Source organism: Litorisediminivivens sp. KMU-197, assembly GCF_056858395.1.
This window is the reverse complement of sequence record NZ_JBXEQG010000001.1, coordinates 756678-779381: the sequence shown is the minus strand read 5'-3', so window position 1 is coordinate 779381 and position 22704 is coordinate 756678. Positions and strand designations below refer to the sequence as shown.

General features: G+C 63.6%; 17 protein-coding genes. 8 read left to right on the top strand and 9 right to left on the bottom strand.

Going from position 1 to position 22704, the window contains the following annotated elements; all coding sequences use genetic code 11:
* The 3 genes from AC04PT_RS03700 to AC04PT_RS03690 all read right to left on the bottom strand — a co-directional run bounded on the left by AC04PT_RS03700 (position 1) and on the right by AC04PT_RS03690 (position 5235).
* Positions 1-2319, bottom strand: coding sequence for a TRAP transporter large permease subunit (locus AC04PT_RS03700; RefSeq protein WP_482872161.1), 2319 nt, complete (start codon positions 2317-2319; stop codon positions 1-3).
* Positions 2320-2412: 93 nt separating this feature from the next.
* The gene (locus AC04PT_RS03695; RefSeq protein ID WP_482872160.1) at positions 2413-3507 is read right to left on the bottom strand and encodes a TRAP transporter substrate-binding protein; all 1095 of its coding nucleotides are present in this window, start codon (positions 3505-3507) and stop codon (positions 2413-2415) included.
* A 126-nt stretch (positions 3508-3633) separates the two neighbouring features.
* Positions 3634-5235 carry a GMC family oxidoreductase gene (locus tag AC04PT_RS03690; protein WP_482872159.1) on the bottom strand — a complete coding sequence of 534 codons (1602 nt, stop codon included), beginning with the start codon at positions 5233-5235 and terminating at the stop codon, positions 3634-3636.
* 109 nt (positions 5236-5344) lie between these two features.
* Here AC04PT_RS03690 and AC04PT_RS03685 point away from each other — a divergent pair, with 109 nt between their 5' ends.
* The 7 genes from AC04PT_RS03685 (at position 5345) to AC04PT_RS03655 (ending at position 13078) form a co-directional block, all read left to right on the top strand.
* Positions 5345-6130, top strand: a complete 786-nt coding sequence (locus AC04PT_RS03685) for an IclR family transcriptional regulator (protein ID WP_482872157.1) — start codon at positions 5345-5347, stop codon at positions 6128-6130.
* A gap of 208 nt (positions 6131-6338) precedes the next feature.
* A complete protein-coding gene (locus tag AC04PT_RS03680; RefSeq protein ID WP_482872156.1) occupies positions 6339-7964 on the top strand; it encodes a peptide ABC transporter substrate-binding protein in 1626 nt (541 codons plus the stop codon).
* 52 nt (positions 7965-8016) lie between these two features.
* Positions 8017-8940, top strand: coding sequence for an oligopeptide ABC transporter permease OppB (gene oppB, locus AC04PT_RS03675; protein ID WP_482872155.1), 924 nt, complete (start codon positions 8017-8019; stop codon positions 8938-8940).
* A gap of 1 nt (position 8941) precedes the next feature.
* Positions 8942-9895, top strand: coding sequence for an ABC transporter permease subunit (locus tag AC04PT_RS03670; protein ID WP_482872154.1), 954 nt, complete (start codon positions 8942-8944; stop codon positions 9893-9895).
* A 1-nt stretch (position 9896) separates the two neighbouring features.
* On the top strand, positions 9897-10874 hold the full coding sequence (locus AC04PT_RS03665; protein ID WP_482872153.1) for an oligopeptide/dipeptide ABC transporter ATP-binding protein: 978 nt from the start codon (positions 9897-9899) through the stop codon (positions 10872-10874).
* Entirely contained in the window at positions 10871-11896 is a 1026-nt protein-coding gene (locus tag AC04PT_RS03660; RefSeq protein ID WP_482872152.1) for an ABC transporter ATP-binding protein, read from the top strand. Before AC04PT_RS03665 ends, AC04PT_RS03660 begins: the two co-directional genes overlap by 4 nt.
* A 132-nt stretch (positions 11897-12028) precedes the next feature.
* Positions 12029-13078: a fatty acid desaturase gene (locus AC04PT_RS03655; RefSeq protein ID WP_482872151.1), complete on the top strand. Its 1050-nt coding sequence runs from the start codon at positions 12029-12031 to the stop codon at positions 13076-13078.
* A 19-nt stretch (positions 13079-13097) separates the two neighbouring features.
* On the opposite strand, the gene AC04PT_RS03650 is transcribed toward AC04PT_RS03655, so the two are convergent.
* From AC04PT_RS03650 to AC04PT_RS03625, 6 genes are all read right to left on the bottom strand, one after another.
* On the bottom strand, positions 13098-14033 hold the full coding sequence (locus AC04PT_RS03650) for a dimethyl sulfoxide reductase anchor subunit family protein (RefSeq protein WP_482872150.1): 936 nt from the start codon (positions 14031-14033) through the stop codon (positions 13098-13100).
* A 9-nt stretch (positions 14034-14042) separates the two neighbouring features.
* Positions 14043-14783 carry a 4Fe-4S dicluster domain-containing protein gene (locus AC04PT_RS03645; RefSeq protein WP_482872149.1) on the bottom strand — a complete coding sequence of 247 codons (741 nt, stop codon included), beginning with the start codon at positions 14781-14783 and terminating at the stop codon, positions 14043-14045.
* A gap of 124 nt (positions 14784-14907) precedes the next feature.
* A complete protein-coding gene (locus AC04PT_RS03640) occupies positions 14908-17754 on the bottom strand; it encodes a molybdopterin oxidoreductase family protein (protein ID WP_482872148.1) in 2847 nt (948 codons plus the stop codon).
* 220 nt (positions 17755-17974) lie between these two features.
* Complete coding sequence (locus AC04PT_RS03635; RefSeq protein ID WP_482872147.1) at positions 17975-18925, bottom strand: NAD(P)-dependent oxidoreductase; 951 nt, start codon at positions 18923-18925, stop codon at positions 17975-17977.
* Positions 18926-18990: 65 nt separating this feature from the next.
* Entirely contained in the window at positions 18991-19971 is a 981-nt protein-coding gene (locus AC04PT_RS03630) for a glucokinase (RefSeq protein WP_482872146.1), read from the bottom strand.
* A 34-nt stretch (positions 19972-20005) separates the two neighbouring features.
* Positions 20006-21064, bottom strand: a complete 1059-nt coding sequence (locus AC04PT_RS03625) for a LacI family DNA-binding transcriptional regulator (protein WP_482872440.1) — start codon at positions 21062-21064, stop codon at positions 20006-20008.
* Positions 21065-21308: 244 nt separating this feature from the next.
* On the opposite strand from AC04PT_RS03625, the gene AC04PT_RS03620 reads away from it, so the two are divergent.
* On the top strand, positions 21309-22664 hold the full coding sequence (locus tag AC04PT_RS03620) for an ABC transporter substrate-binding protein (RefSeq protein WP_482872145.1): 1356 nt from the start codon (positions 21309-21311) through the stop codon (positions 22662-22664).
* Positions 22665-22704 lie beyond the last annotated feature (40 nt).

Here is a 22704-nt window from a genome sequence, read left to right as displayed (position 1 = left end):
TCAATTTCCATAGATGTAGTTGGGCAGCCACAGCGCGATCTGCGGAAAGACGAAGATCAGGATCAGCCCGACGAGTTGGATCACCATGAACTGCATCATCCCGAGATAGATGTCGCGCAGATCCCATTCCGGCACCACCCCCTTGAGGAAATAGGCCGAGAGTGCCACCGGCGGGCTGAGCCACGCGGTTTGCAGGTTCACCGCGACAAGTATGGCGAACCAGATCAGCATGTCGTTCTGGTTCTCGAACCCGAGGTCGAGCGAGGTGACGGTGGGGATCAGGATCGGCACGATGATCAGCACGATCGGCACCCATTCCAATGGCCAGCCCAGCAGGAAGATCAGTGCCATGATCAGTATCAGGATCAGCACCGGCGACATGTCGAGTGACAGCAGAAGCTCGGTCAGCATCTTGGGCGTGCCGAGGTTGGAAAAGACCGCGCCAAAGAAGTTCGACGCCGCGACGAGGAACATGATGAGGACGGTGATCTCGAGGCTCTTGATCAGCGCATCGTATAGGCCGGGGATGGTGAACCTGCGGTAAAGCATCGAGAGCAGTACCGCACCGAAGGCCCCACAGGCCGAGGCCTCGGCCGGGGTGGCCCAGCCGGCGAGGATGGAGCCCAGCGCAAAGGCAATCAGCACAGTGGGCGGCACGAGGCCCATGAAGAACTCGTACCACAGGTCCGAAAAGTAGAAGCCGCCCGGTTTCGTGCGATGCAGCCAAGAATAGACCGCGTACATCACCGCGATCCACAAAAGCGGCACGATCAGCGCGCCGAAGAAAAAGCCGAAACCGTCGGTGATGCCCTTGGTGATCAGCCAGATCAGCACGATTAGCGAGGCCATGACGAGGATGACCTCGAGCAGGTAGTACCGCGAGGTTTCCGGTTGGTCCTCGGGCGGCAGGATCGGGCCGAGGTTGGGATTGATCCAGCAGCGTCCCAACGCATAGAGCAGGTAGAGGCCGGCCAGCATGACGCCGGGGATGATAGCGGCGCGGAAAAGGTCGGTCACCGGTACCTCCAGCACCGGGCCCATGACGATCAGCATGATCGACGGCGGGATCAGGATGCCCAAAGTGCCGCCGGCGGTGATGGTGCCCGCCGCAAGCCGCACGTCGTAGCCGGATTTGTTCATGGTGCGCGCGGCCATGATGCCGAGGATGGTCACCGAGGCGCCGACGATGCCGGTGGCGGCGGCGAAGATCGTCGAGACGAAGAGCACCGCGATGAACAGCGCGCCACGGGTGCGGCTCATCATCATCTGCACCGCCTGGAACAGGCGCTCCATCAGCCCCGCCTGCTCCATCACGATGCCCATGAAGATGAACAGCGGCACGGCGACCAGCTGGTCGGACAGCATCACCGAGTTGGTTTGCAGCGTCATCAAAAAGGTGGCCAGCTTGAAATTTGCGCCCCAGGTGCCGAAGACGAACCCGAGGAAGATCAGCGTGAAGGAGATCGGGAAGCCCACGAAGATGGCAAACAGCATCGCCGCCAGCATAATCAGCCCGATCACCGGCTTGTCGACGTCCAGCAGGCCTTCGCGGCCGAAGGCGGCGGTCCACCAGTCGGCGAGGGGCACGATATCGGGAAAGAACACCGCGCCGGTGACGATCAGCAGGGCGACCGCGTAGAAAGGCAGCACCCTGAGAAACTTCGCTTCGCGTTCCTTACCCATCTTGTGAAAGGCGCGGAACAGTTCCGGGAAGCCTTGCAACAGCAGCAGGAAGGCGCCTACCGGCATGGCAAGCCGCGCGGGCCACAGAAGCGGCGCCCAGGTGCTGTCGCTGGCCTGTTCGCCGCTGACGAAGGATTTCAGCCAGTATTCGGTCGACACCCACGTAAAGAACAGCATCGCCGGGATGTAGAAGGCGAGATAGAGCACCGCGTCCACAGTGGCCTGCGTCTTCGGGTGCCAGTTGCGGTACAGGAAATCGGCGCGGATGTGCACGCCGCGCATCAGCGCATAGCCTGCGGCAGCCATGAACAGGACGCCGCCTAGCATCCGCGACACGTCATAGACCCAGAGCGTCGGGCCGAAGCCCCAGGCGATGGCCCGTTCGTTCATGCCATTGTCGGTCAGGATCGCGAACATGTTGCGCGAAAAGACCTCGTAGACGATGGCAAGGATCAGCGGAATCATCAGCAGGCAGATGATGCGACCGGCCCAGAGGTTGATGACGTCGATGGTGGCGGTGATCGGACGCTGCCAAGCGGTCATGTCCTCGGGCGTCTGGCCCGGCTCCTCGACGCGTCGCTCCGCGATCAGCTCGTCGGTGATGTCGAGCTCGTCGGGGATTACCTCTTCGGCCATGCCACTCGTTCCCTTCGGGTCAGTCTTGTCGTGTCTTGCGTCTGGATGGAAAAGCCCCGGACGTATCCGGGACCTTTCCTGCTCGGTGAGTGATTACTTCAGGCTGTCGGCATAGGCCCGGCCTAGGTTGGCGTTCGAGGTCTGCGCCCCGGCCCAGAACGGCACCGCGATCTCGGCGAAGTCCTTCTGGCTCTGCCAGACTTCGGCGAAGAATTCGTTCTCGGCGGCGTTGGTCTCCAGCGCGGCCTTGGCAGCGGTCATATACTCCGAGAAATAATCCTCGGGCGTGTCGTGCAGTTGCACGCCGTGGTTCTCGGTCAGGTCCTTCAGCGCCTTGCCGTTTTCATAGATGCGGTAGGACATGGCCTTGGACAGCGAGGCATTGGCCGCCACTTCCAGCGCTTTCTTTTCAAGGTCGGTCAGCCCGTCATAGACATCGCCGTTGATGTAAAGGTCGGCGTTCACCACCACCTGGTGCAGTCCTTGCAGGTAGTAGTGTTTCAGCACCTTCTGGAAGCCGAACACGCTGTCGGGCTTGGGGCAGCACCATTCGGCGGCGTCGATAGTGCCTTTCTCAAGCGCCGGCAGGATGTCACCGCCGCCCATGGCGACCGAAGCGACGCCGATGTCCTTGTAGGTCTGGCCGGGGATGCCCGGCGGGGTGCGGAAGCGGTACTTGCGGAAATCGTCCATGCTGGCGATCGGTTCCTTGAACCAGCCCAACGCCTCGGGGCCTACGGGTTGCAGCATGAAGCCCTTCACGTTGACGCCCATCTCGTCCCAGAGCTGGTCGTAGAGTTCCTTGCCGCCGCCGTATTGGAACCACGACACGAAGGCGATGTTGTCGATGCCGACGCCGGCGCCTGCGACGGGCGAGCCGAAAAGCATCGCCGCCGGGTGCTTGCCCGACCAATAGTGCGTCCAGGCGAAGCCGCCCTCGATCAACCCGCTGTCGACCGCGTCGAGCGTTTCGCGCACGCCGACGACGGCCCCGGCGGGCAACACCTCAATCTTGAGCGAGCCGCCGGTCAGGTCCGAAACGTCCTTGGCGAATTCGTTGAGCATGGTGACCTCGTCGGCCTGCGCCGGGATCACCGACTGCACCCGGATCACGGTTTCGGCGAGACCGGCCGAAGCGGTCATGGCCAGGGCCGCGGCCCCAACGGCCAGGGTCTTGAGACTGAACATCAGATTTCCTCCCTTGATGTCGTACCTTCTTGTTGTTCCGAACCGGGGGCGAAGGCGCTGTCCCGGCCTTGCGGTGCACCGGTGACCCCCCTCCCAAAGAGCCACCGGGACCGTCACGCTGCCCGGTCAGGGCACCGTATCCTCCAGTATGAGGTCGCTTGCCTTTTCGCCGATCATGATGGCGGGGGCGTTGGTGTTGCCGCTGACGATCTGCGGCATGATCGAGGCGTCGGCCACGCGCAGGGCACGAATGTCGCGCACGCGTAGGCGAGGGTCGACAACGGCCATCGGATCGATGCCCATCTTGCAGGTGCCAGTTGGGTGATAGATCGTGACCGCCGTCCGACGCGCCCAATCCAGCGTCGCGGCCTCGTCGTCGAAGGCCACGCCGCTGCCCGGTGCGTGTTCCTCGGTAATGTAATCCTTCAGGGGGCCGGTACGCGCGATGCGACGGGCGATCTGGATGCCCTTGACCAGCGTGCGCCGGTCGGTGTCGGTGGCCAGATAGTTTGGATGTATGGCCGGGTGATCATCCATGTCGTCCGAGCGCAGGGCGAGATGACCGGCGCTCTCGGGCCGCAACTGCAGGACCGAGGCGGTGAAGGCCGAGAACCGATGCGGCCCCTCGGCCGGGTTGTCGGCGCTGAATGGCTGGATGTGAAACTGGATGTCCGGCGTTTCGAGGTGCGGCTCGGTCTTCAGAAAGCCGGTGCCGAGGCTTGCCGCCATGGTCATCGGGCCACGCTGGGTAAGAGCGTATTGCAAGGCGATGCGGGCCTGCCTGAAGACGTTCGCGGTCTCGATGTTGATGGTGCTCAATTCGGTCTTGAACACGGGACGCGCCTGCAGATGGTCCTGGAGGTTCTTGCCGACGCCCTTCAGGTCCGCCTTGATGCCGATCCCCAGCGGGCCGAGATCGGCCGCGTCACCGATCCCCGACAGCATGAGGATTTGCGGTGAACCGATCGCGCCGGCGCTGAGGATGACCTCGCGGCGGGCGTCGATGGTGCGGAACGCACGGCCGACGCGGACCCGGACGCCGGTGGCCCGACCATTGCGGATCAGGACCTTCTCGGTCTGCGCGCCGGTGATGATCTCAAGGTTTTGTCGCCCGCGCGCGGGCCTGAGATAGGCCGCGGCGGACGAGCAGCGGCGTCCGCCTTTCATAGTCAGTTGGAAATAGCCGACACCCTCCTGGTCGCGGCCATTGTAATCGGGCGTTCGGCGATAGCCGGCCCGCTCGGCGGCGTCGATCCACAGGTCGACGACCTCGCGCCGGAGCCTCGAGGTCTGCACCGACAGCGGCCCGTCGTGGCCGCGCAGCCCGTCGGGATCGTCGCCCGCCCAGGTCTCGGCGCGTTTGAAGAGCGGCAGCACATCGTCCCAAGACCAGCCGGTGCAACCGGCTTGCGCCCAGCCATCGTAGTCCTGCCGCTGGCCCCGGACGCAAAGCAGCCCGTTGATCGAACTGGACCCGCCCAGAACCCGCCCACGCGGCCAGGGGATGGAACGCCCGGCGATGCCCGGGTCGGGCTCGGTGCGGTAGCGCCAGTCGGTGCGGGGGTTTCCCATGGTGCGGAAATAGCCGACGGGAATGTGGATCCACGGGTTGGTGTCACGCGGACCGGCCTCGAGCAACGCTACCGTGTAACGGCCGCAAGCCGAAAGCCGATTGGCCAAGACGCACCCGGCAGAGCCGGCACCGACGATGACGAAATCAAATTCCATGACCCCCCTGACAGCAAAAAAAGGGACGCACAGTCTCGATTTTTGCTACGGTGGCACGCTACAGTGATTCGGTTACAAATCCACAGAAAAAACTCGGGGGCGCGATCCAATGGCCGACAAAGAGCGGATACCGACCAATCTTAGGACGCTGTTGATCCTTGAAATTCTTGGAAAAAGCGACCGGACGCTGACCGCGACCGAGATCAACGAAAGGCTCGGGCTGCCCAAGCAAACGGTGCACCGGCTTTGTGCCACCCTGGAGGAAGAGGGCTTTATCACCCGCCACGGCGCCGACCGGAAGTACCAGGTGGCGCGCCGATTGCGGGAACTCGGTGCTGGCCTGCTTTACAATTCCCGCGATCATATCGCGCGCCATCAAATCCTGCTCGACGTCGCGCAGGAGGTGAAGGAAACGGTCAATTACGTGATCCCCGAAGACACTGGCATGCGCTACCTTGACCGGGTCGAGACCGACTGGGCCTTCCGTATCCAACTACCGATCGGGACCAACGTGCCGTTCCACTGCACGGCCAGCGGCAAATGCTTTATGGCCAGCCTCGCACCCGACGCGCGCCGGCGCTTCGTTGCCTCGCTTGACCTGCGCCGGATGACCGAGAAGACGTTGGTCGAGCCGGAGGCGTTGCTGGCGGAACTCGATAAGATTGCTCGAGCAGGCTATTCGCTGGACCGCGAGGAATTCCTCGACGGTATGGTGGCGATCGCGGTTCCGGTCACCGATCCGGCAGGCCGCTTCGTCGCCGCGCTTGCCTTTCACGGACCGACGCAGCGTATTTCGCTTAACGAGGCCACCGGTCAGTTGCAGATGATGCACGACGCGGCACGGCGATTGCAGTCAGCTCAATTCATGGATGAGGACCGACCCTTATCTGATTGATTGTAATGCTTTATTGCTGATCATATACGATCCGCCCGGAGATGCGGCTTGGCGGAAAGTCGCCTTCTTTCCAAGCTTCGCGGGGTCAAGTGCAACTTCAGCGCTAACGGCTCTGGACTATCTGTTTTCTGTTGATGATGCTGCACGCAGTATCCACGGCCCGAGAAAGAGGCCCGGACAAATCAAACAGTAAATGGGAGGATCACGTATGACCCGCCACCTCATGTTGACCACGGCGACAGCCGTCCTGCTGGCCGCCGGTGGCACCGCCGCGCTGGCGCAGGACACCCACCCCGAGACCGGCGAAACCCTGGCCGAGACCCAGGTCTTCAAGTACCGCCTGCTTGACCAGTTCCCCACCATCGACCCACAGCTGATCGAGGAAACCGCAGGCGGTCACGTCGCCCGGCAGATGTTCGAGGGGCTGCTGACCCAGAACGCCGACGGCACCCTGCGGCCCGGCGTGGCGACCGAGTGGTCGTCCGAGGACAACAAGACCTGGACTTTCAAACTGCGTGACAATGCCAAGTGGTCGAACGGCGATCCGGTCACGGCGAACGATTTCGTCTATGCTTGGCGTCGCGCCGCCGATCCGGCGACCGCTTCGGAATACGCCTGGTATGTCGAGTTGACCCAGATGGAGGGCGCCAAGGAGATCATCGAAGGCAACGCCGCGACCGACACGCTGGGCGTGCGGGCGGTGGATGACCACACGCTTGAGGTCACGCTGACCCAGCCCTTGCCCTACTTCCCGCAGATGGCCGTCCATTACACGCTGATGCCGGCGCATCAGGCGACCATCGAGGAACATGGCAACGACTGGACCGACCCTGAGAACATCGTGGTCAACGGCGCCTACAAACTGGCCGAGATCGCAGTTAACGAATTCTTCCGGCTTGAGAAGAACCCCGAGTACTGGGGGGCCGAAGACGTCATCATCGACGAGGTCACGGGCTATGTCATCAATGACGCCAACCAGGCGCTGAGCCGCTTCCAAGCGGGCGAATTCGACATGATGGACGACCTGCCGGCGGGATCGTATCCTGACCTTGAGGAAGAAAGCCCCGAGACCGCCCACGCCGTTCCGCGTCTCTGCTCGTACTACTACACCGTCAACCAGTCCGAGAGCGGCCACGAAGCCCTGAAGGACCCCAATGTGCGCAAGGCGCTCAGTTACGCCGTGCGCCGTAACGTGATCACCGACCAGATCCTGCAAGCCGGCCAGAAGCCCGCCTACAGCTTCACGCACTGGGCCACGGCCAATTTCGAACTGCCCACCATAGACTATTCCGAATGGTCGCAGGACGAGCGCATGCAGAAGGCGATGGAGCTGATGAAAGAGGCCGGATACGGCCCCGACAATCCGCTTGAGCTGGACCTGATCTACAACACCTCGGAAAACCACAAGCAGATCGCCATCGCGGTCAGCCAAATGTGGAAACCGCTGGGCGTCGAGATCAACCTGTCGAACTACGAGTGGCAGTCCTACCTCGACATCCGTGGCAACCAGCAGTTCGACATCGCCCGTTCGGCGTGGTGCGCAGACTATAACGAGGCGTCGACCTTCCTTGACCTGCTGACCTCGAACAACGCCAACAACGACGGCAAGTATGTGTCGGACGAGTTCGACAAGCTCTTGGATGAAGCTGCCAAGGCGGAAGATCCGCAGCCGCTCTATACCCAGGCCGAAGAGGTGCTGGCCCGCGACATGGCGATCATCCCGATCTATCACTACACCCAGAATTTCGTGCTGAACCCGTCCATCAAGGGGTGGGCGATGGAGAATGCCGAAAACAACTGGTACGTGAAAGACATCTACCGGGTCGCCGACTGATAAAGGCTGCCGGGGCGGGTGACGCCATCCGCCCCGGTGCTAAGTACACCCCATGATTGCATTCATCCTTCGTCGCCTGCTGTTCGCGGTTCCTGTTCTGCTGATCCTGATCGTGCTGACATTCGTGCTGATGTACACCGCGCCGGGCAGTCCCTTCGCCTCGGACCGGGGCGTGCCGCCGGCTGTTCTGGCCAACCTCGAACGGGAATACGGGCTTGACCGTCCATTCCTGGCGCAGATCGGCACCTACATCTGGAACATCGTCACCCAGTTCGATTTCGGACCTTCGTTCCAGTACCGCGATCAGGACGTGAACGACCTGATCGAGCAGGGCTTTCCGGTCACGCTGACCTATGGCTTCTGGAGCTTCGTTGTGGCCGTCGTCGTCGGCGGCACGCTGGGTATCGTCGCTGCGATCCGGCAGAATACTTGGCTCGACTATTTCGCTGTCGGCATCTCCATCGGCGCGCAGGTGCTGCCCAACTTCGTGATGGCGCCGATTCTCGTGCTGATCTTTACGGTCTGGCTGGGCTGGCTGCCGGGCGGCGGCTGGCAGGGCGGGCAGGTCGAATACCTGATCATGCCGATCATCGCGCTCTCGACTTCCTTCATGGCGTCCATCGCGCGGATCGCCCGTGCCTCGATGCTGGAGGTGATGACGTCGAACTTCATCCGCACCGCCCGCGCAAAGGGCCTTCCGGGGCGCACCATCGTGCTGCGCCACGCGCTGAAACCGGCGCTCTTGCCGGTGATCTCATACCTCGGGCCGGCCTTCGTGGGGATGATTACCGGCTCGGTGGTGATCGACCTTTACTTCTCCACCGGCGGCATCGGTCAGTTTTTCGTCGCCTCGGCGCTGAACCGCGATTACGGCGTGATGATGGGGATCACGGTGCTGCTGGGGGCGCTCACCATTCTGTTCAACCTGCTGGTCGATATCCTCTACGCGTGGATCGACCCCAAGATCCGGTACTGAGATGGTGGTGTCCCGTTCCCAATCCGCGGCACTGGCCGCCGCGGCCCCCATGGGGCCGCCCCGCTCGCTCTGGGCTGATGCCCGGGCCCGTTTCTTCCGCAACCGCGCCGCCGTCGGCGGGCTGATCGTTCTGGGCCTCGTGGCCGGTTTCGCGATCTTCGGCCCCTTCGTGGCGCAGCATTCCATCGAGGAAATCAACTGGTCGATCCTCGGCAAGGTCGATGATGCCGGCGGGCCCTGCTTCCTGTCAGGCCCCGACAACGAGATCCCGCCCTGTTCCGAGACCGGCCATTGGTTCGGCACCGATGCACAGGCGCGCGATCTCTTTGCCCGGACGGTGCAAGGCACGCAGATCAGCCTGATGGTCGGCGTGGTCGGCGCGCTGATTGCCGTGCTCGTGGGCACGATCTACGGCGCGGTTTCCGGCTATTTCGGCGGCCGGCTCGACAACGTGATGATGCGCATCGTCGATGTGCTGATGTCGGTGCCTTACATGTTCGTGCTGATCCTGCTGCTGGTGATCTTCGGCCGGTCGATCCTGATGCTTTTTATCGGCATCGGGCTGATCTCCTGGCTCGACATGGCGCGGATTGCTCGCGGCCAGACGCTTTCGCTCAGGGGCCGCGACTTCATCGAAGCCGCCATCGCCACCGGCGTGCACCCGTTCCGCATCATCCTGCGCCATATCGTGCCCAACCTGCTGGGCGTGGTCATCGTCTATGCGACGCTGCTGGTGCCCTCGATGATCATCTACGAAAGCTTCATCTCCTTCCTCGGGCTCGGCGTGCAGGAGCCGCTGACCTCCTGGGGGGCGCTGATCAATGAAGGCGCGGACCAGATGCGCCAGGGGCTCTGGATGCTGCTGTTACCTCTCGCTTTCTTTGTCGTCTCGCTGTTCGGCTTCTTCTTTGTTGGCGACGGTTTGCGCGACGCGCTTGATCCGAAGGACCGCTGAGATGACAGAGCAACTTCTCTCCGTTCGCGACCTCTCGGTCAGCTTCGACACGCCCGACGGCACGGTGCGCGCGGTCAACGGCATCTCGCTCGATCTGGCCAAGCAGGACACCCTGGCCATTGTCGGCGAAAGCGGGTCCGGCAAGACGCAGCTGGCCTTTGCCATGTTGGGGCTGCTGGCCCGCAATGGCCGATCCGAGGGCTCGGTCAAGATCGAGGGCCAGGAGATCCTCAACCTGCCCGAGGCAAAGCTGAACTCCGTTCGGGCCGAGCGGGTGGCGATGATCTTCCAGGATCCGATGACCTCGCTGAACCCCTACCTCAAGATCGGCACGCAGATGGCCGAGGTGCTGCAGTTGCACCGCGGCATGTCGAAGCGCGAAGCGCTGAACGAATCCGCCAAGATGCTCGACGCGGTGCGCATTCCCGACGCCAAGCAGCGGCTGGGGATGTATCCGCACGAGTTCTCGGGCGGGATGCGTCAGCGCATCATGATCGCCATGGCGCTGCTCTGCCGTCCGGCACTGCTGATCGCCGACGAGCCGACCACCGCGCTGGATGTGACCGTGCAGGCGCAGATCATGGAGCTTTTGAGCGAGGTGCGCGAGGAATTCGGCACCGCCATTATCCTGATCACTCATGACCTTGGCATCGTCGCGGGCAGCTGCGAGCGGACCATGGTGATGTACGGCGGCCGGGTGATGGAAAAGGGGCCGACCGACAAGGTCTTCGCGGCCCCATCGCATCCCTATACGCTGGGCCTGCTGGCCGCTGTGCCGCGCCTGGACATACCGCAGGATGACTTGCTGACCATTCCAGGCGACCCGCCCGACCTGCTGGGCCTGCCCGCCGGCTGCCCGTTCACGCCGCGCTGTCCTTTGGCGCACGGGCCGTGCCCGCACCAGATGCCCGAGCTTGTTGCCTTCGACGGTGATCGCCGCCGTGCCTGCCATGCCCCGCGCGAGGAGGTGCACAGATGAGCGACGTGCTCTTGGAAACCCGCGATCTCGACGTCACCTTTCCGGTGACACGGCGGGGCGCCATGCCCTGGACGAAGCCGGACCAGTTGCAGGCGGTGTCAAAGGCGAGCCTGACCGTCCGGCGCGGCGAGACGCTGGGCCTTGTGGGTGAAAGCGGGTCGGGCAAGTCAACGCTGGCGCGGGCCATCGTCGGCACAGTGACGCCCACAGGCGGGCAGGTGCTGTGGAAAGGCAGGGACATCACCAAGCTGAAACCGGCCGAGCGCCGCGCCCACGGCCGCCACGTTCAGATGGTGTTCCAGGACCCGCTGGCGGCGCTCGATCCGCGCATGAACGTGGGCCAGATCATCGCCGAGCCGCTGACCACCCACCGCGGCGATCTGGACAAAGCGGAACGCCGGCGTCGGGTGGGCGAGATGATGGAGCGCGTGGGACTTCTGCCCAATCTCCAGAACCGATACCCGCACGAGTTCTCGGGCGGGCAGTGCCAGCGCATCGGCATCGCCCGGGCCCTGATAACCGAACCGGAGCTGGTGATCTGCGACGAGCCGGTCTCGGCGCTCGACGTTTCGGTGCAGGCGCAGGTGGTCAACCTTTTGAAGGGGCTGCAAAAGGACATGGGGCTGAGCCTGATGTTCATCGCCCACGACCTGTCGGTTGTGCGCCATGTCTCGACCCGGATCGACGTGCTCTATCTTGGCCGCATCGTGGAAACCGGCACTGCCGAACAGGTCACCGGCGACCCGCGCCACCCCTATACCCGTGCGCTCATCGCCTCGGTTCCGGTGCCCGACCCGGCGCAGGAGCGCAGCCGGCATCGCCCGGTATTGAAAGGCGAACTGCCTTCGCCGTTGAACCCGCCGTCGGGCTGCGTCTTTCGCACCCGGTGTCCCATTGCGCGCAAGGTCTGTGCCGAGGCGCGCCCGCCGATGCTGGAGCCCGCACCCGGACACTGCGTCGCTTGTCCCTTCCATGCGGAAGCAAGACCCGAGGTTCCCGTGGGGATGGGAGCAGAGCAGTAGCGCCCCGAGCAGGGCCAATTTCCGCTTTCACGCTAACGCTTCGTTCACATTCGCGACGTTAGACACAAAGGACCATTTGCCTCTGCGCCGCCATCGTTTATGAAGCCCTCACACAAATAACAAAGCAGGCATATGTCCGAACATTCCGAGCAGCCCGGGCCGCGGCCCGAGGCCAAGGCAGCGAGAGACTGGGTCAAGGTTCTCTCGTCCTACCGCGAACCCTCTGCGCTGCGCAGTTCCTTCGAACTCGCCGTCACGGTGGGGCCCTTCATCCTTCTGTGGGTTCTCGCCTGGTGGGCGATGTCTGTCAGCTACTGGCTGACCCTGGCGATCTCGCTCCTGAACGCGGGGTTCCTGTTGCGTCTTTTCTGCATCCAGCACGATTGCGGCCATGGCGCGTTCTTTGCCAACCGGACGGTCAGCGACTGGCTGGGCCGGGTCCTGGGGGTGCTGACTCTGACGCCCTATGACGTGTGGCGGAGGGCCCATTCGATCCACCACAGTTCGCACGGCAATCTGGCGCGGCGGGGCCTGGGCGAGATCCACACCATGACCGTGGCAGAATACCGCGACGCGTCGTGGAAGGGCCGTCTGCTCTACCGGCTCTATCGTAACCCGGTGGTGATGTTCGGCATCGGGCCGGGCTATACCTTCTTCCTTGAAAACCGGCTGCCGGTGGGCCTGACAAACCAAGCCCGCTACTGGGTCAGCGCGATGGCCACCAACGCGGCGATCTTCGCGGTGCTGGGGCTGATCTTCTGGTTCCACGGGCTGGCGCCGATCCTGCTGATCTTCGTGCCCTCGACGCTGCTGGCGGCGACGGCAGGCGTGTGGCTGTTCTATGTGCAGCACAACTTCGACGAGTCGCACTGGGACCACGATGAGGACTGGAACCTGCACGAGGCTGCGCTGCATGGCTCTTCGCACTACGTGATGCCGAAGGTCCTGCAATGGATGACGGCCAACATCGGCGTCCATCACGTGCACCACCTTTACAGCCGGGTGCCGTTCTATCGTCTGCCCGAGGTGCTGCGCGATCACGCGTTGCTGGCCGATGGCAACAGGATGACCATCCGCGAAAGCCTTGCCTGCGTAAAGCTTCACCTGTGGGACGAAGAGACCCGCCAGTTGATGTCCTTCAAGCAAGCTCGCGCAAGGTTTGCCGGTACTGCCGCGGCCTGAGGGTCACGAAGCGGGCCGCTCAGGCCCGTTTCGCTCCGTAGTAGAGCGTGACCACGTGCTCCGCCTCTGCGAAGAACAACCAGCGTTCCACGAATAACCCGCAGGCCATCGACAGCACCGCAATGGGTACCAAAACCACGCCCAGCGTGCCGGTAAGCGCAATGACGAGCAGGATCGCCCCGGGCACGATGTATCCCCAGAATGTCACTTGGCGGCGCAGATCGGCAGAATGCTTGCGCGCCACCTGATAGCCCATTTCCCGCATCACATAGTTGGGCCGCGAGTGCGGTGCCTCCAGTTGGCGTTTCACGCCCGGCAGGCCCAGCGCCATGTCGGCGGTATAGGCACCCTCATCGCCGTCAACCGCTCGCCAGTAGCGCAGTTTCATGACCGCCGCGACCCCCAGCGCGATCAGGGATACAAGGCTTGCGGCCTGCAACGCGCCGGCGCTGAACGCGATTATCAGCATAAGCAGAATGGCCCCCGATGCCGCCGAGTTGGCCAGGTAGATCAGCGGCACGTCGGTCCGGTGCCACTGCCGGATCGCCTTGAGCGAGGCATAGATCATGCCGGTGCACCAGACCGTCGCCACCGCACCGATAGCAGAGAGCAGCGCCAGCGGCAGCGACAGCCAGCCGTCGACGCCGAAGAGCGACATCAGCGCCAGCAGGCCCGAGGGCACGTAGGTCGCCACCGAGGCGACGCCTTCGCGCGAGAGCCACGAAGACCGCCATTGCGAGAACGCCCGCCAGGCACGTTCGGGCCGCCCGAGGTGAAAAGTCGAGCTGAGCAGCCCCACGGTGATCAGCACAAGTGCCAGCGCGATGGCGGTGAAGAAGGCCCAGCCGGTCAGCGGGAAGCGCCCGATCACATGGGCAAGGCTCAGCCAGAACAGCAGGCCATAGCCGGCGCCCGAGGCGGTGGTGAACAGGATCACGGAATAGGCGGGATGCATGTCAGTCCTTCACCTGCTGAGCGCCCGGTCGGCCCAGGCAAAGAGTTTCTCAATCGCCGAGCCGGTGGCGGCGGCGGGCGGCTCGGCGGCGACCTGCGGGGCCTTGTCGGACCCCTTGCGCGGCGGCAGGTACTTGTTGACCGGCTTGTAGCCGAATTCGTCGAGCAGGTTGAAACCGTCGCGCGCGGCCACGTTGCGCGACACGGCACTGTCGGGATCGGCGAGGTCACCGAAGGCGCGGGCGCCGGTCGGGCAGGCCTTGACGCAGGCGGGCACCCGGTCCTCTTCGGGGATGTGCTGGTTGTAGATGCGGTCTACGCAGAGCGTGCATTTCTTCATCACGCCGTGATCGTAATCGTATTCCCGCGCGCCGTAGGGGCAGGCCCATGAACATAGCTTGCAGCCGATGCAGGTGTCGGGATTGACCAGCACGATGCCGTCCTCTTCCCGTTTGTAGCTGGCACCGGTGGGGCAGACGGTGACGCAATCGGGTGTTTCGCAATGCAGGCAGGAGCGAGGGAAGTGGACGGTGCCCTTCCAGTGTTCGTTGTCGATCTCATAGGCATGGACGCGGTTGAGGAAGGCGCCGTGCGGATCGGCGCCATAGGGCTCCTGATCGGTGAGCGGGGCGGAATAGCCACCGGTGTTCCACTCCTTGCAGGAGGTCACGCAGGCGTGGCAACCGACACAGATGTCGAGGTCGATGACGAGGCCGAGGCTCTTTTCGGTGCGGTCGGGGAGGGTGGTCATATGCGGCCTCCGGTCGCTGGCTGGCTGGGAGAGACTTCAAGCCAAGGTGTCGTCCGGCGCGCGTGCGCCCGACCCGACCTCCCTATCGCACCGTAGGTGCGCCTTTCGGGATGATGTACCGCGCTCATTCCGCCGGTTCCTTCCATTCCTTGCCGAACGCCAAGCTCTCCGGCGCCTCGGGCAGGACCGCATCCCCCAAAGGCTCGAACATCGGCTCTTTGCCCGCACTCTCGGCCTTTTCGATCTTCACCCGCAGGTCGAACCATGCCGCCTGACCGGTCAGCGGATCCGAATTGGAATAGCGATAGCCGCCGCCGCCCTTTGGCAGCAGTTCCGAAATCAGGTGGTTGAGCACGAAGCCCTCGGTCATCTCGGGCGCGTCATCGTCGAGGTTCCACGCGCCGCGCCTCTTGCCGATGGCGTTCCAGGTCCAGACCGTGTGCGGATTGACCCCGTCCATCAACCGCACCTGACACTTCACGCGGCCCAGATGCGATGACAGCCAGACCCAATCGTCGTCCACCACGCCAGCCCGTGCACCTACCGACGTGTGGATGTACAACCGATTGCCCGCCGTGATCTGCCGCAGCCAGGCGTTCTGCGACCCCCAAGAATGGTACATGTGCATTGGCCGCTGGGTGATGGCGTGCAGGTCGAAGCCCTCGACCATCTGCTCCTCGAACGGCGGGTACCAGAACGGCAACGGGTCGAAATGCGCCTTGATACGGTCGCGCGCCCGGTCGGGGGGCTGACGCTCGCCATGGCCCATGGCGGCAAGGCGGAATTTCTGCATCGGCTCGGAATAAAGCTGGAAGATCGTCGGCTCCGCCGACAGCCGGATGCCCTTTTCGATGCCCCAGTCGAGGTAGCCGCGGTTGGCGTGGCGGAAATAGGCATGGCTCGGGTCGAGCTTTTGGCCGAACCACGCCCCGTTCTGGATGTATCGGTCCAGCTGCGCAGGGTTGGGTTCCCCCACGCAGGATTTGTCGCCGTTTTCGCCGCGCCACCCGGCCAGCGGGCCGATGCCCGGCTTGCGTTCGTGGTTGACGATGTAATCGGCATAGCCGCCGGGATAGGCCGGGCTGCCGTCGTCCTTGACGAAGCCGGGCAGGCCCAGCCGCGCGCCGAGATCGATCAGAACCTCCTGAAACCCCCTCACGTCGCGGTCGGGCTGCACCACCGGGTGACGGATCGCGTCGGCCACCATCTCGGGCTCGGAAATCGGACGGTCAAGCAGGGAGATGCAGTCGTAGCGCTCCAGATAGGTCGTGTCGGGCAGGATCAGGTCGGCGAAAGGCACCGTCTCGGAATAATAGGCGTCGGAATAGATGATCTTGGGGATCACGTAATCGCCGTTTTCGTCCTTGGCGGTCAGCGCGTCCAGCGTGCCGCCGATGTTCATCGAGGAGTTCCACGCCATGTTGGCCATGTACATGAACAGCACGTCGATGCCGTAGGGGTCTTTCTTGGCCGCGTTGTTTATGACCATGTGCATCAACCCATGGGCCGAGATCGGGGCGTCCCAACTGAACCCCTTGTCGAGACGGCTGGGATTGCCTTCTTCGTCCAGCAGCAGGTGCTCCGGTCCATGCGGGAACCCAAGGTGCGGGCCGCCCAAGGGCATCTCGGGTTTGATGTCGCCCGCCGCGCCGTGTGGCAGCAGGTTCGGCGGGGTCTGCTTTGGGTAGGGCGGTTTGTAGCGGAAGCCACCGGGGCAGTCGATCGAGCCCAGCAGGATCTGCAGCACGTGGATCATGCGGCAGGTCTGGAAGCCGTTGGAATGGGCCGAGATGCCGCGCATCGCATGCATCGACACCGGGCGGCCGATCATCTTGTCATGCTTGCGGCCGGCCCAGTCGGTCCAGGGCTGGTCGATGGTGATTTCCTCCTTGAAGGCCACGTGCGCCAGTTCGGCAGCGATCTTGCGGATCTGCCCCGCGGCCACACCGGTGCGTTCGGCAACGGCGTCCGGTGTGTAGTCGTTGCCGAGGTATCGTTCGGCCATCAGTTCGAATACCGGACGCGCGCGGCGGCCCTCTTCCAGATCGCGCGCCCCGGTCAGTGCGGGCTGGATATCGGCCAGCTTGCCGCTTTTCAGGGCGCCGGCCTCCTTGCACCAGACCTGCGGGTTGCCGTCACCGTCGCGCAGGAACAGCCCGTCGTCGGCGGTGCCGGGCGCGTCGATCACCAGCCAGCCGGCGTTGGTGTAGCGCACGAGGTAGTCCAGATCGACCTGCTGGGTGCGGAACAATTCGTGGATCAATGCGCCGACGAATAGCCCGTCGGTGCCGGGGCGGATGCCCACCCATTCGTCGGCCACGGCGTTGTAACCGGTCCGTACAGGATTGACCGAAACCACCTTGGCACCGCGCTGCTTCAGCTTGCCGATGCCAATCTTGATGGGGTTGCTGGCATGGTCCTCGGCCACCCCGAACAACATGAAGTATTTCGTATAATCCCAATCGGGGTCACCGAATTCCCAGAACGCGCCGCCAAAGGTATACAACCCGCCGGTGGCCATGTTGACCGAGCAGAACCCGCCGTGTGCGGCATAGTTTGGGGTGCCGTATTTCATCGCCCAAAGGCCGGTGAGGCTCTGGCTCTGGTCGCGACCGGTGAAAAACGCGAGCTTGCGCGGATCGGTCTTACGGACGTGACTAAGCCAGCCGGTGGCGATCTCCAACGCCTCGTCCCACGATATTTCTTCGAACTGGCCTGACCCGCGCGGCCCGACCCGCTTCATAGGCGCCTGCAATCGGGCAGGCGAGTAATGCTGCATGATCCCGGCTGACCCCTTGCCGCAGAGCACGCCCTTGTTGACCGGGTGATCGCGGTTGCCCTCGATATAGCGGACCTTGCCGTCCTTCAAGTGCACGTTGATGCCACAGCGGCAGGCGCACATGTAGCAGGTGGTCTGCTTCATCTCGTCGCCGACCGGGCGGCTGGTCTCGACCGTCGGGTCTTGGGTCATGCTTGTCCTCCCCGTCACCCCAAAGAGAGGCGAGTCGGGAAGACGTTGGCACAAAAGATCGGCAGGGGGAAAGTTTTCCTTGCAAGAACGTGAGTTGCAGGTGGTTCTTCCCAAGAATGGCGTTGCTGGACAACCATCCAGTGCCCCGGGGCCCGACACGGGGCATCATAGTGGCCTTGTGCCACGAGGTGCCGGCGCGGGGGCCGGGACGCGGTGCCGCTCAGGCGCGCCCGCGTGGCACGACCTCGTATCCCGGTTCTTCCGGCTCGTCGTCGACCATCTCGGGCGGGAAGCCTGGCGCGGTGACCTGCATACCAGTCGCCTCTTCCAGCCGCCGGATGATGTTGGGTGACAACTCGCGCGGACCGAACCGGGCGATGCCGTCGTCGACGATCCGCATCATGAGCGGGTTCATCTCAAGCGGCACCCCGGCGCGGTCGGCGACCTGCTGGAACAGGCCAATGTCTTTCTTCACGAGGTCCATGGTGAACGAGATATCGCGCGAACCATTGAGGATCACCTGACTTTCGGTCTCGTGCACGAAGGAGGTGCCGGAACTGATCGCGATCGCCTCGTAGGCGGTGGCAAGGTCCATGCCGGCGGCCTTGCAGGTCACCAGCGCCTCGGCACAGGACAGCAGGTTGGCGGTGGCGAGGTAGTTTGTCACCACCTTCAGTACCGAGGCAGAGCCGAGATCGCCGGTGTGGAGCACCCGCCGGCCCATGCAGGTCAGCAGTGGCAGCACCCGGTCAAAGGTGGCCCGGTCACAGCCTGCGAAGATCGAGATATTGCCGGTGTCGGCCCGATGGCAGCCGCCGGAGACCGGGCAATCGACCGCCGCGCCGCCATGGGCGATGACCTGCGCACCCAGCCGCTTGACCTCGGCCTCATCAGTGGTGGACATCTCGAGCCAGACCTTGCCGGGGCCGACCTCGGTCAGCATCTTCTCAACGACCGCGGCCGAGGCGGCGGGCGAGGGCAGGCAGGTGATGACCGCGTCGCAATCGCGCATCAGCTCGGCCGGGCCGATACCGTCGCGGGCGCCACGGTCGACCATGCTGGTCACCAGCAGCGGATCGAGGTCGTGGATCGCGAGGTCGTGACCATTGCGCAGCAGCGAGCAGCTCAGCTTGCCGCCGACATTGCCCAACCCTATGAAACCGATCTTCATGCGCGCCTCCGCCACCTGCCATGTGCCAACTCTGGAGGACGGCAGTGCTGCGTCAATCGATTCCTTCAGGCAACGGCGATCTGCTCGGCCATGTGCGAGGCACATCCCAGCAGCGCGGCGTCGTCGTTCTCGATCAGCCACGCCGGGAATTGTGCCATGAAGTCGGAGAACCGGCCCTTGTCGCAGAAGGCTTCGGCAAACCCCTTGGTGCCAAAGTAGGCGGACAGCGACCGGCTGACCCCGCCGATGAAGTAGATGCCGCCGAAGGGAAGTTGCATCAGCGCCATGTCGCCCGCGACACGACCGACGAACCGGACGTAGTATTCCACGGCCTCCTCGGCCTTCGGATCTGACCCGTCGGCCACGCCCGCCATGATGTCGGCCGCCGGTTTCGCCGCGCCACCGCCGGCCTCGGCCTGACGCCAGCGATAGAGCGCTTCCAGACCGCGGCCGGACAGCGCCTCTTCGACGGATGGAAAATCCCCCTCGGACAGCAGGAATTCGGCCAGAGACTGCTCTTCGCGGGTCCGCAGAGCGAGGCTCATGTGTCCGGCTTCCGACGGCGGAACAAGCGTCAGCCCGCCGCTCTGGAACACCATGGCGATGTTGACACCTGTGCCGAGACCGATCACCAGCCGGGTGTTGCTCTGCGCGGCGTCGCCGGCGCGATCTTCATGCAGCAGGGGGCGCAGGTCGTCGGGCCCGAGCAGGCTGAGGGCGTGGCCCTGGGCCTGAAGATCGTTGAGCACCGCCACATGCCGGGCGCCGGTGGCCGCCCTGACGCTGTCGGGGTCGATCACCCACGACAGGTTTGTCATCTGCAAGACACCGTTCATCACAGGTCCCGCTCCGGCGACACAGGCAGCGGTGGGCTTGGCGCCGGTCTCATCCAGATAGGCCGCGATAACCTCGTTGAATGAGGTGCGCCCCGCGTTGCGGTAACGGCGGATCAAGCCGGCCTGCAACTCTGTGCCACAGGCCAGCGCGACGCGGGTGTTGGTGCCGCCGATATCGGCGACGAGGGTCAGGTCTTGGTGCTGGGTCATGAACAGGGTCCGGAAATCAGGGTTTTACGCAGAATCAGCTGTCGCTCACAGGTCCGCTGGTCGACCCGGCGAGAAACCGGTAGGGGATCATCTCGGTAGCCAGGGGGGCCGTGGGGTTCGCGATCCGGTCCGTGAGGATCCGCGCGGCGCGGCTGCCGGCCTCGCGCACCGAAGAGCGCGCGGCGGTGAACACGGGCTGCGCCTCGGTCCCGTTGCGCAGGTAGGACAGGTCATCATCGAAGGTCACGACCGATACGTCGCGACCGATGGTCATGCCCCGCGCTTCGATGGCGCGTCGGACGCCGAAGGCGGTAATCATCGAGGACACGACCAACGCGGTGGGAGCAGGATCTGTCGCCAGCATCACGGTGGCGGACTCGTAGCCCACGGTTTCGGTCATGTCGGAAGAAATCATCCATTCGGGGTTTGCGCTCAGGCCCGCCGCGTCGAGCGCCTGAAGAAAACCCTTGCGCCGGCGGTAGGCGAAATCATGAAGCTCGACACCGTTGATCAGGCCGATCCGTTCATGGCCGAGGTCGATCAGGTGTTGCGTCGCCTCCTGCATGGCGCGGACGTTCGAGACGTCGACGTATGAATACGGCACGGTGACGTCGCTGGCGCGCCCGTGTACGACGAAAGGCAGGCCGATTTCGGTCAAGAGCGCGATGCGTGAGTCGGACATGCGCGGCGAATGCACGACGATACCGTCGACGTTGCCCTTGATCTTGAGGTCACGATACGATGCCTCTTCGTCGATGTCGGGCACCAACGACAGCAGCATGTCATACCCTTCGGCGGAATAGACCTCACCCGCGCCGGCGACGAAATCCCCGAAGATCGGGTTGACCAGTTCGTGTTTGGTCGAGACCGGGATGACGTGACCGATGGCCATGGCGCGGCCCGTCGCCAGCGACCGGGCCCGGGTGTTGGGTTTGTAATTGTTCTCCCGGGCGGCCGCGAGCACCTTCACCCGCGTCGATTCACTGACCTCGGGATAGCCGTTCAGCGCACGACTGACGGTTGTTTGCGACAGACCGAGTTGTTCGGACAGCTGTTTGAGGTTCATGTTGAGCATATTCCGATTGCGTTGAATTCCGAACCATTCGGGTTCTAACTGGTTAACAGCCCGCGGTCAAAACCCCTTTAGCGCTAACCAAAATTGCTGCGTTGCGGCGAAGCGATTGTATTCTCAGGGATATTCCACATTGACTTTTATCGTCACATGCCGCATTTATAACGAACCCAAAGCGCTTTGGAAAGGGCGGGAAAAAGCTTGAAATCGTGAGCCGGCGGGTGTTCGATGACAGGGTGCGCTGATCGCACAAGGGAGGATAATCATGAAAGTTTCGCTTTATGCGAGTGTCGCGTCGTTGGCCTTTGCCGTCTCCGCCGCGCAGGCCGAAAGCCATATGCCGTTCAATCCGGGAGAGGGTGACTTCAACTGGGACAGTCTGAACGCCTTCGCCGATGCACATAACCTCGAAGGTGAGCAGATGAGCATCTTCGGGCCCTGGCGCGGTGACGACCAGCAGCTTGCCGAGAACCTGATTGCCTATTTCGAGGATGCGACCGGCGCCGAGGTTTCCTATGCCTCGTCCGAATCCTATGAACAGCAGATCGTGATCGACACCGAAGCCGGGTCTCCCCCCAACGTCGCGATCCTGCCGCAGCCCGGCCTGATCCAGGATCTGGTGTCCAAGGGTTTTGTCGAACCTCTGGGCGACGAGACCGCCAACTGGCTGAAGGACAACTATGCCGCTGGCGAAAGCTGGGTGAGCTTGGGCACCTATACCGGGCCCGACGGCGAGGACCGGCTGTATGCCTTCCCCTACAAGATCGACCTAAAATCGCTGGTCTGGTATTCGCCCGAGAACTTCGAGGACGCGGGCTACGAAGTGCCCGAGACCATGGAAGATCTGAAGGCGCTGACCGAACAGATCGTTGCCGACGGTGAAACGCCGTGGTGCATCGGGTTGGGATCGGGCGGCGCGACCGGCTGGCCGGCAACCGACTGGGTCGAGGATCTGATGCTGCGCACCCAATCGCCCGAGACCTACGACAAGTGGGTTTCCAACGAAATCCCGTTCACCGATCCGGCAGTTGTGGGCGCGATCGAGGAGTTCGGCTATTTCGCCCGCGACGACGCCAAGGTGGCGGGCGGGGCAGGGGCCGTGGCCTCGACCGACTTCCGTGACAGCCCCGACGGCATGTTCGATTCACCGCCGCAGTGCTACATGCACCGTCAGGCTTCGTTCATCCCCACCTTCTTCCCCGAGGGCACTGAACTGGGCGTCGATGCCGATTTCTTCTACTTCCCGGCCTATGCCGAGAAGGATCTCGGCAAGCCGGTGCTGGGCGCGGGCACGCTGGCCTTCATTACCAAGGACAGCCCCGGCGCGCGGGCCTTTATCGAGTTCCTTAAGACCCCGATCGCGCATGAGATCTGGATGGCTCAATCCGGCTTCCTGACGCCCTATACCGAGGCCAACACCGAGCTTTATGCCAATGATGTGCTGAAGAAGCAGGGCGAAATCCTTCTGGACGCCACCACCTTCCGCTTTGACGCTTCCGACCTGATGCCCACAGGCGTCGGCGCGGGATCGTTCTGGACCGGCATGGTGGATTACGCCGGCGGCACCCCGGCCGAGGATGTGGCCGAACAGATCCAGCAAAGCTGGGACGGGTTGAAGTAGGCCCCGACCTGACGGCGCCCCTCCCGCGTGTGGGGCGCCG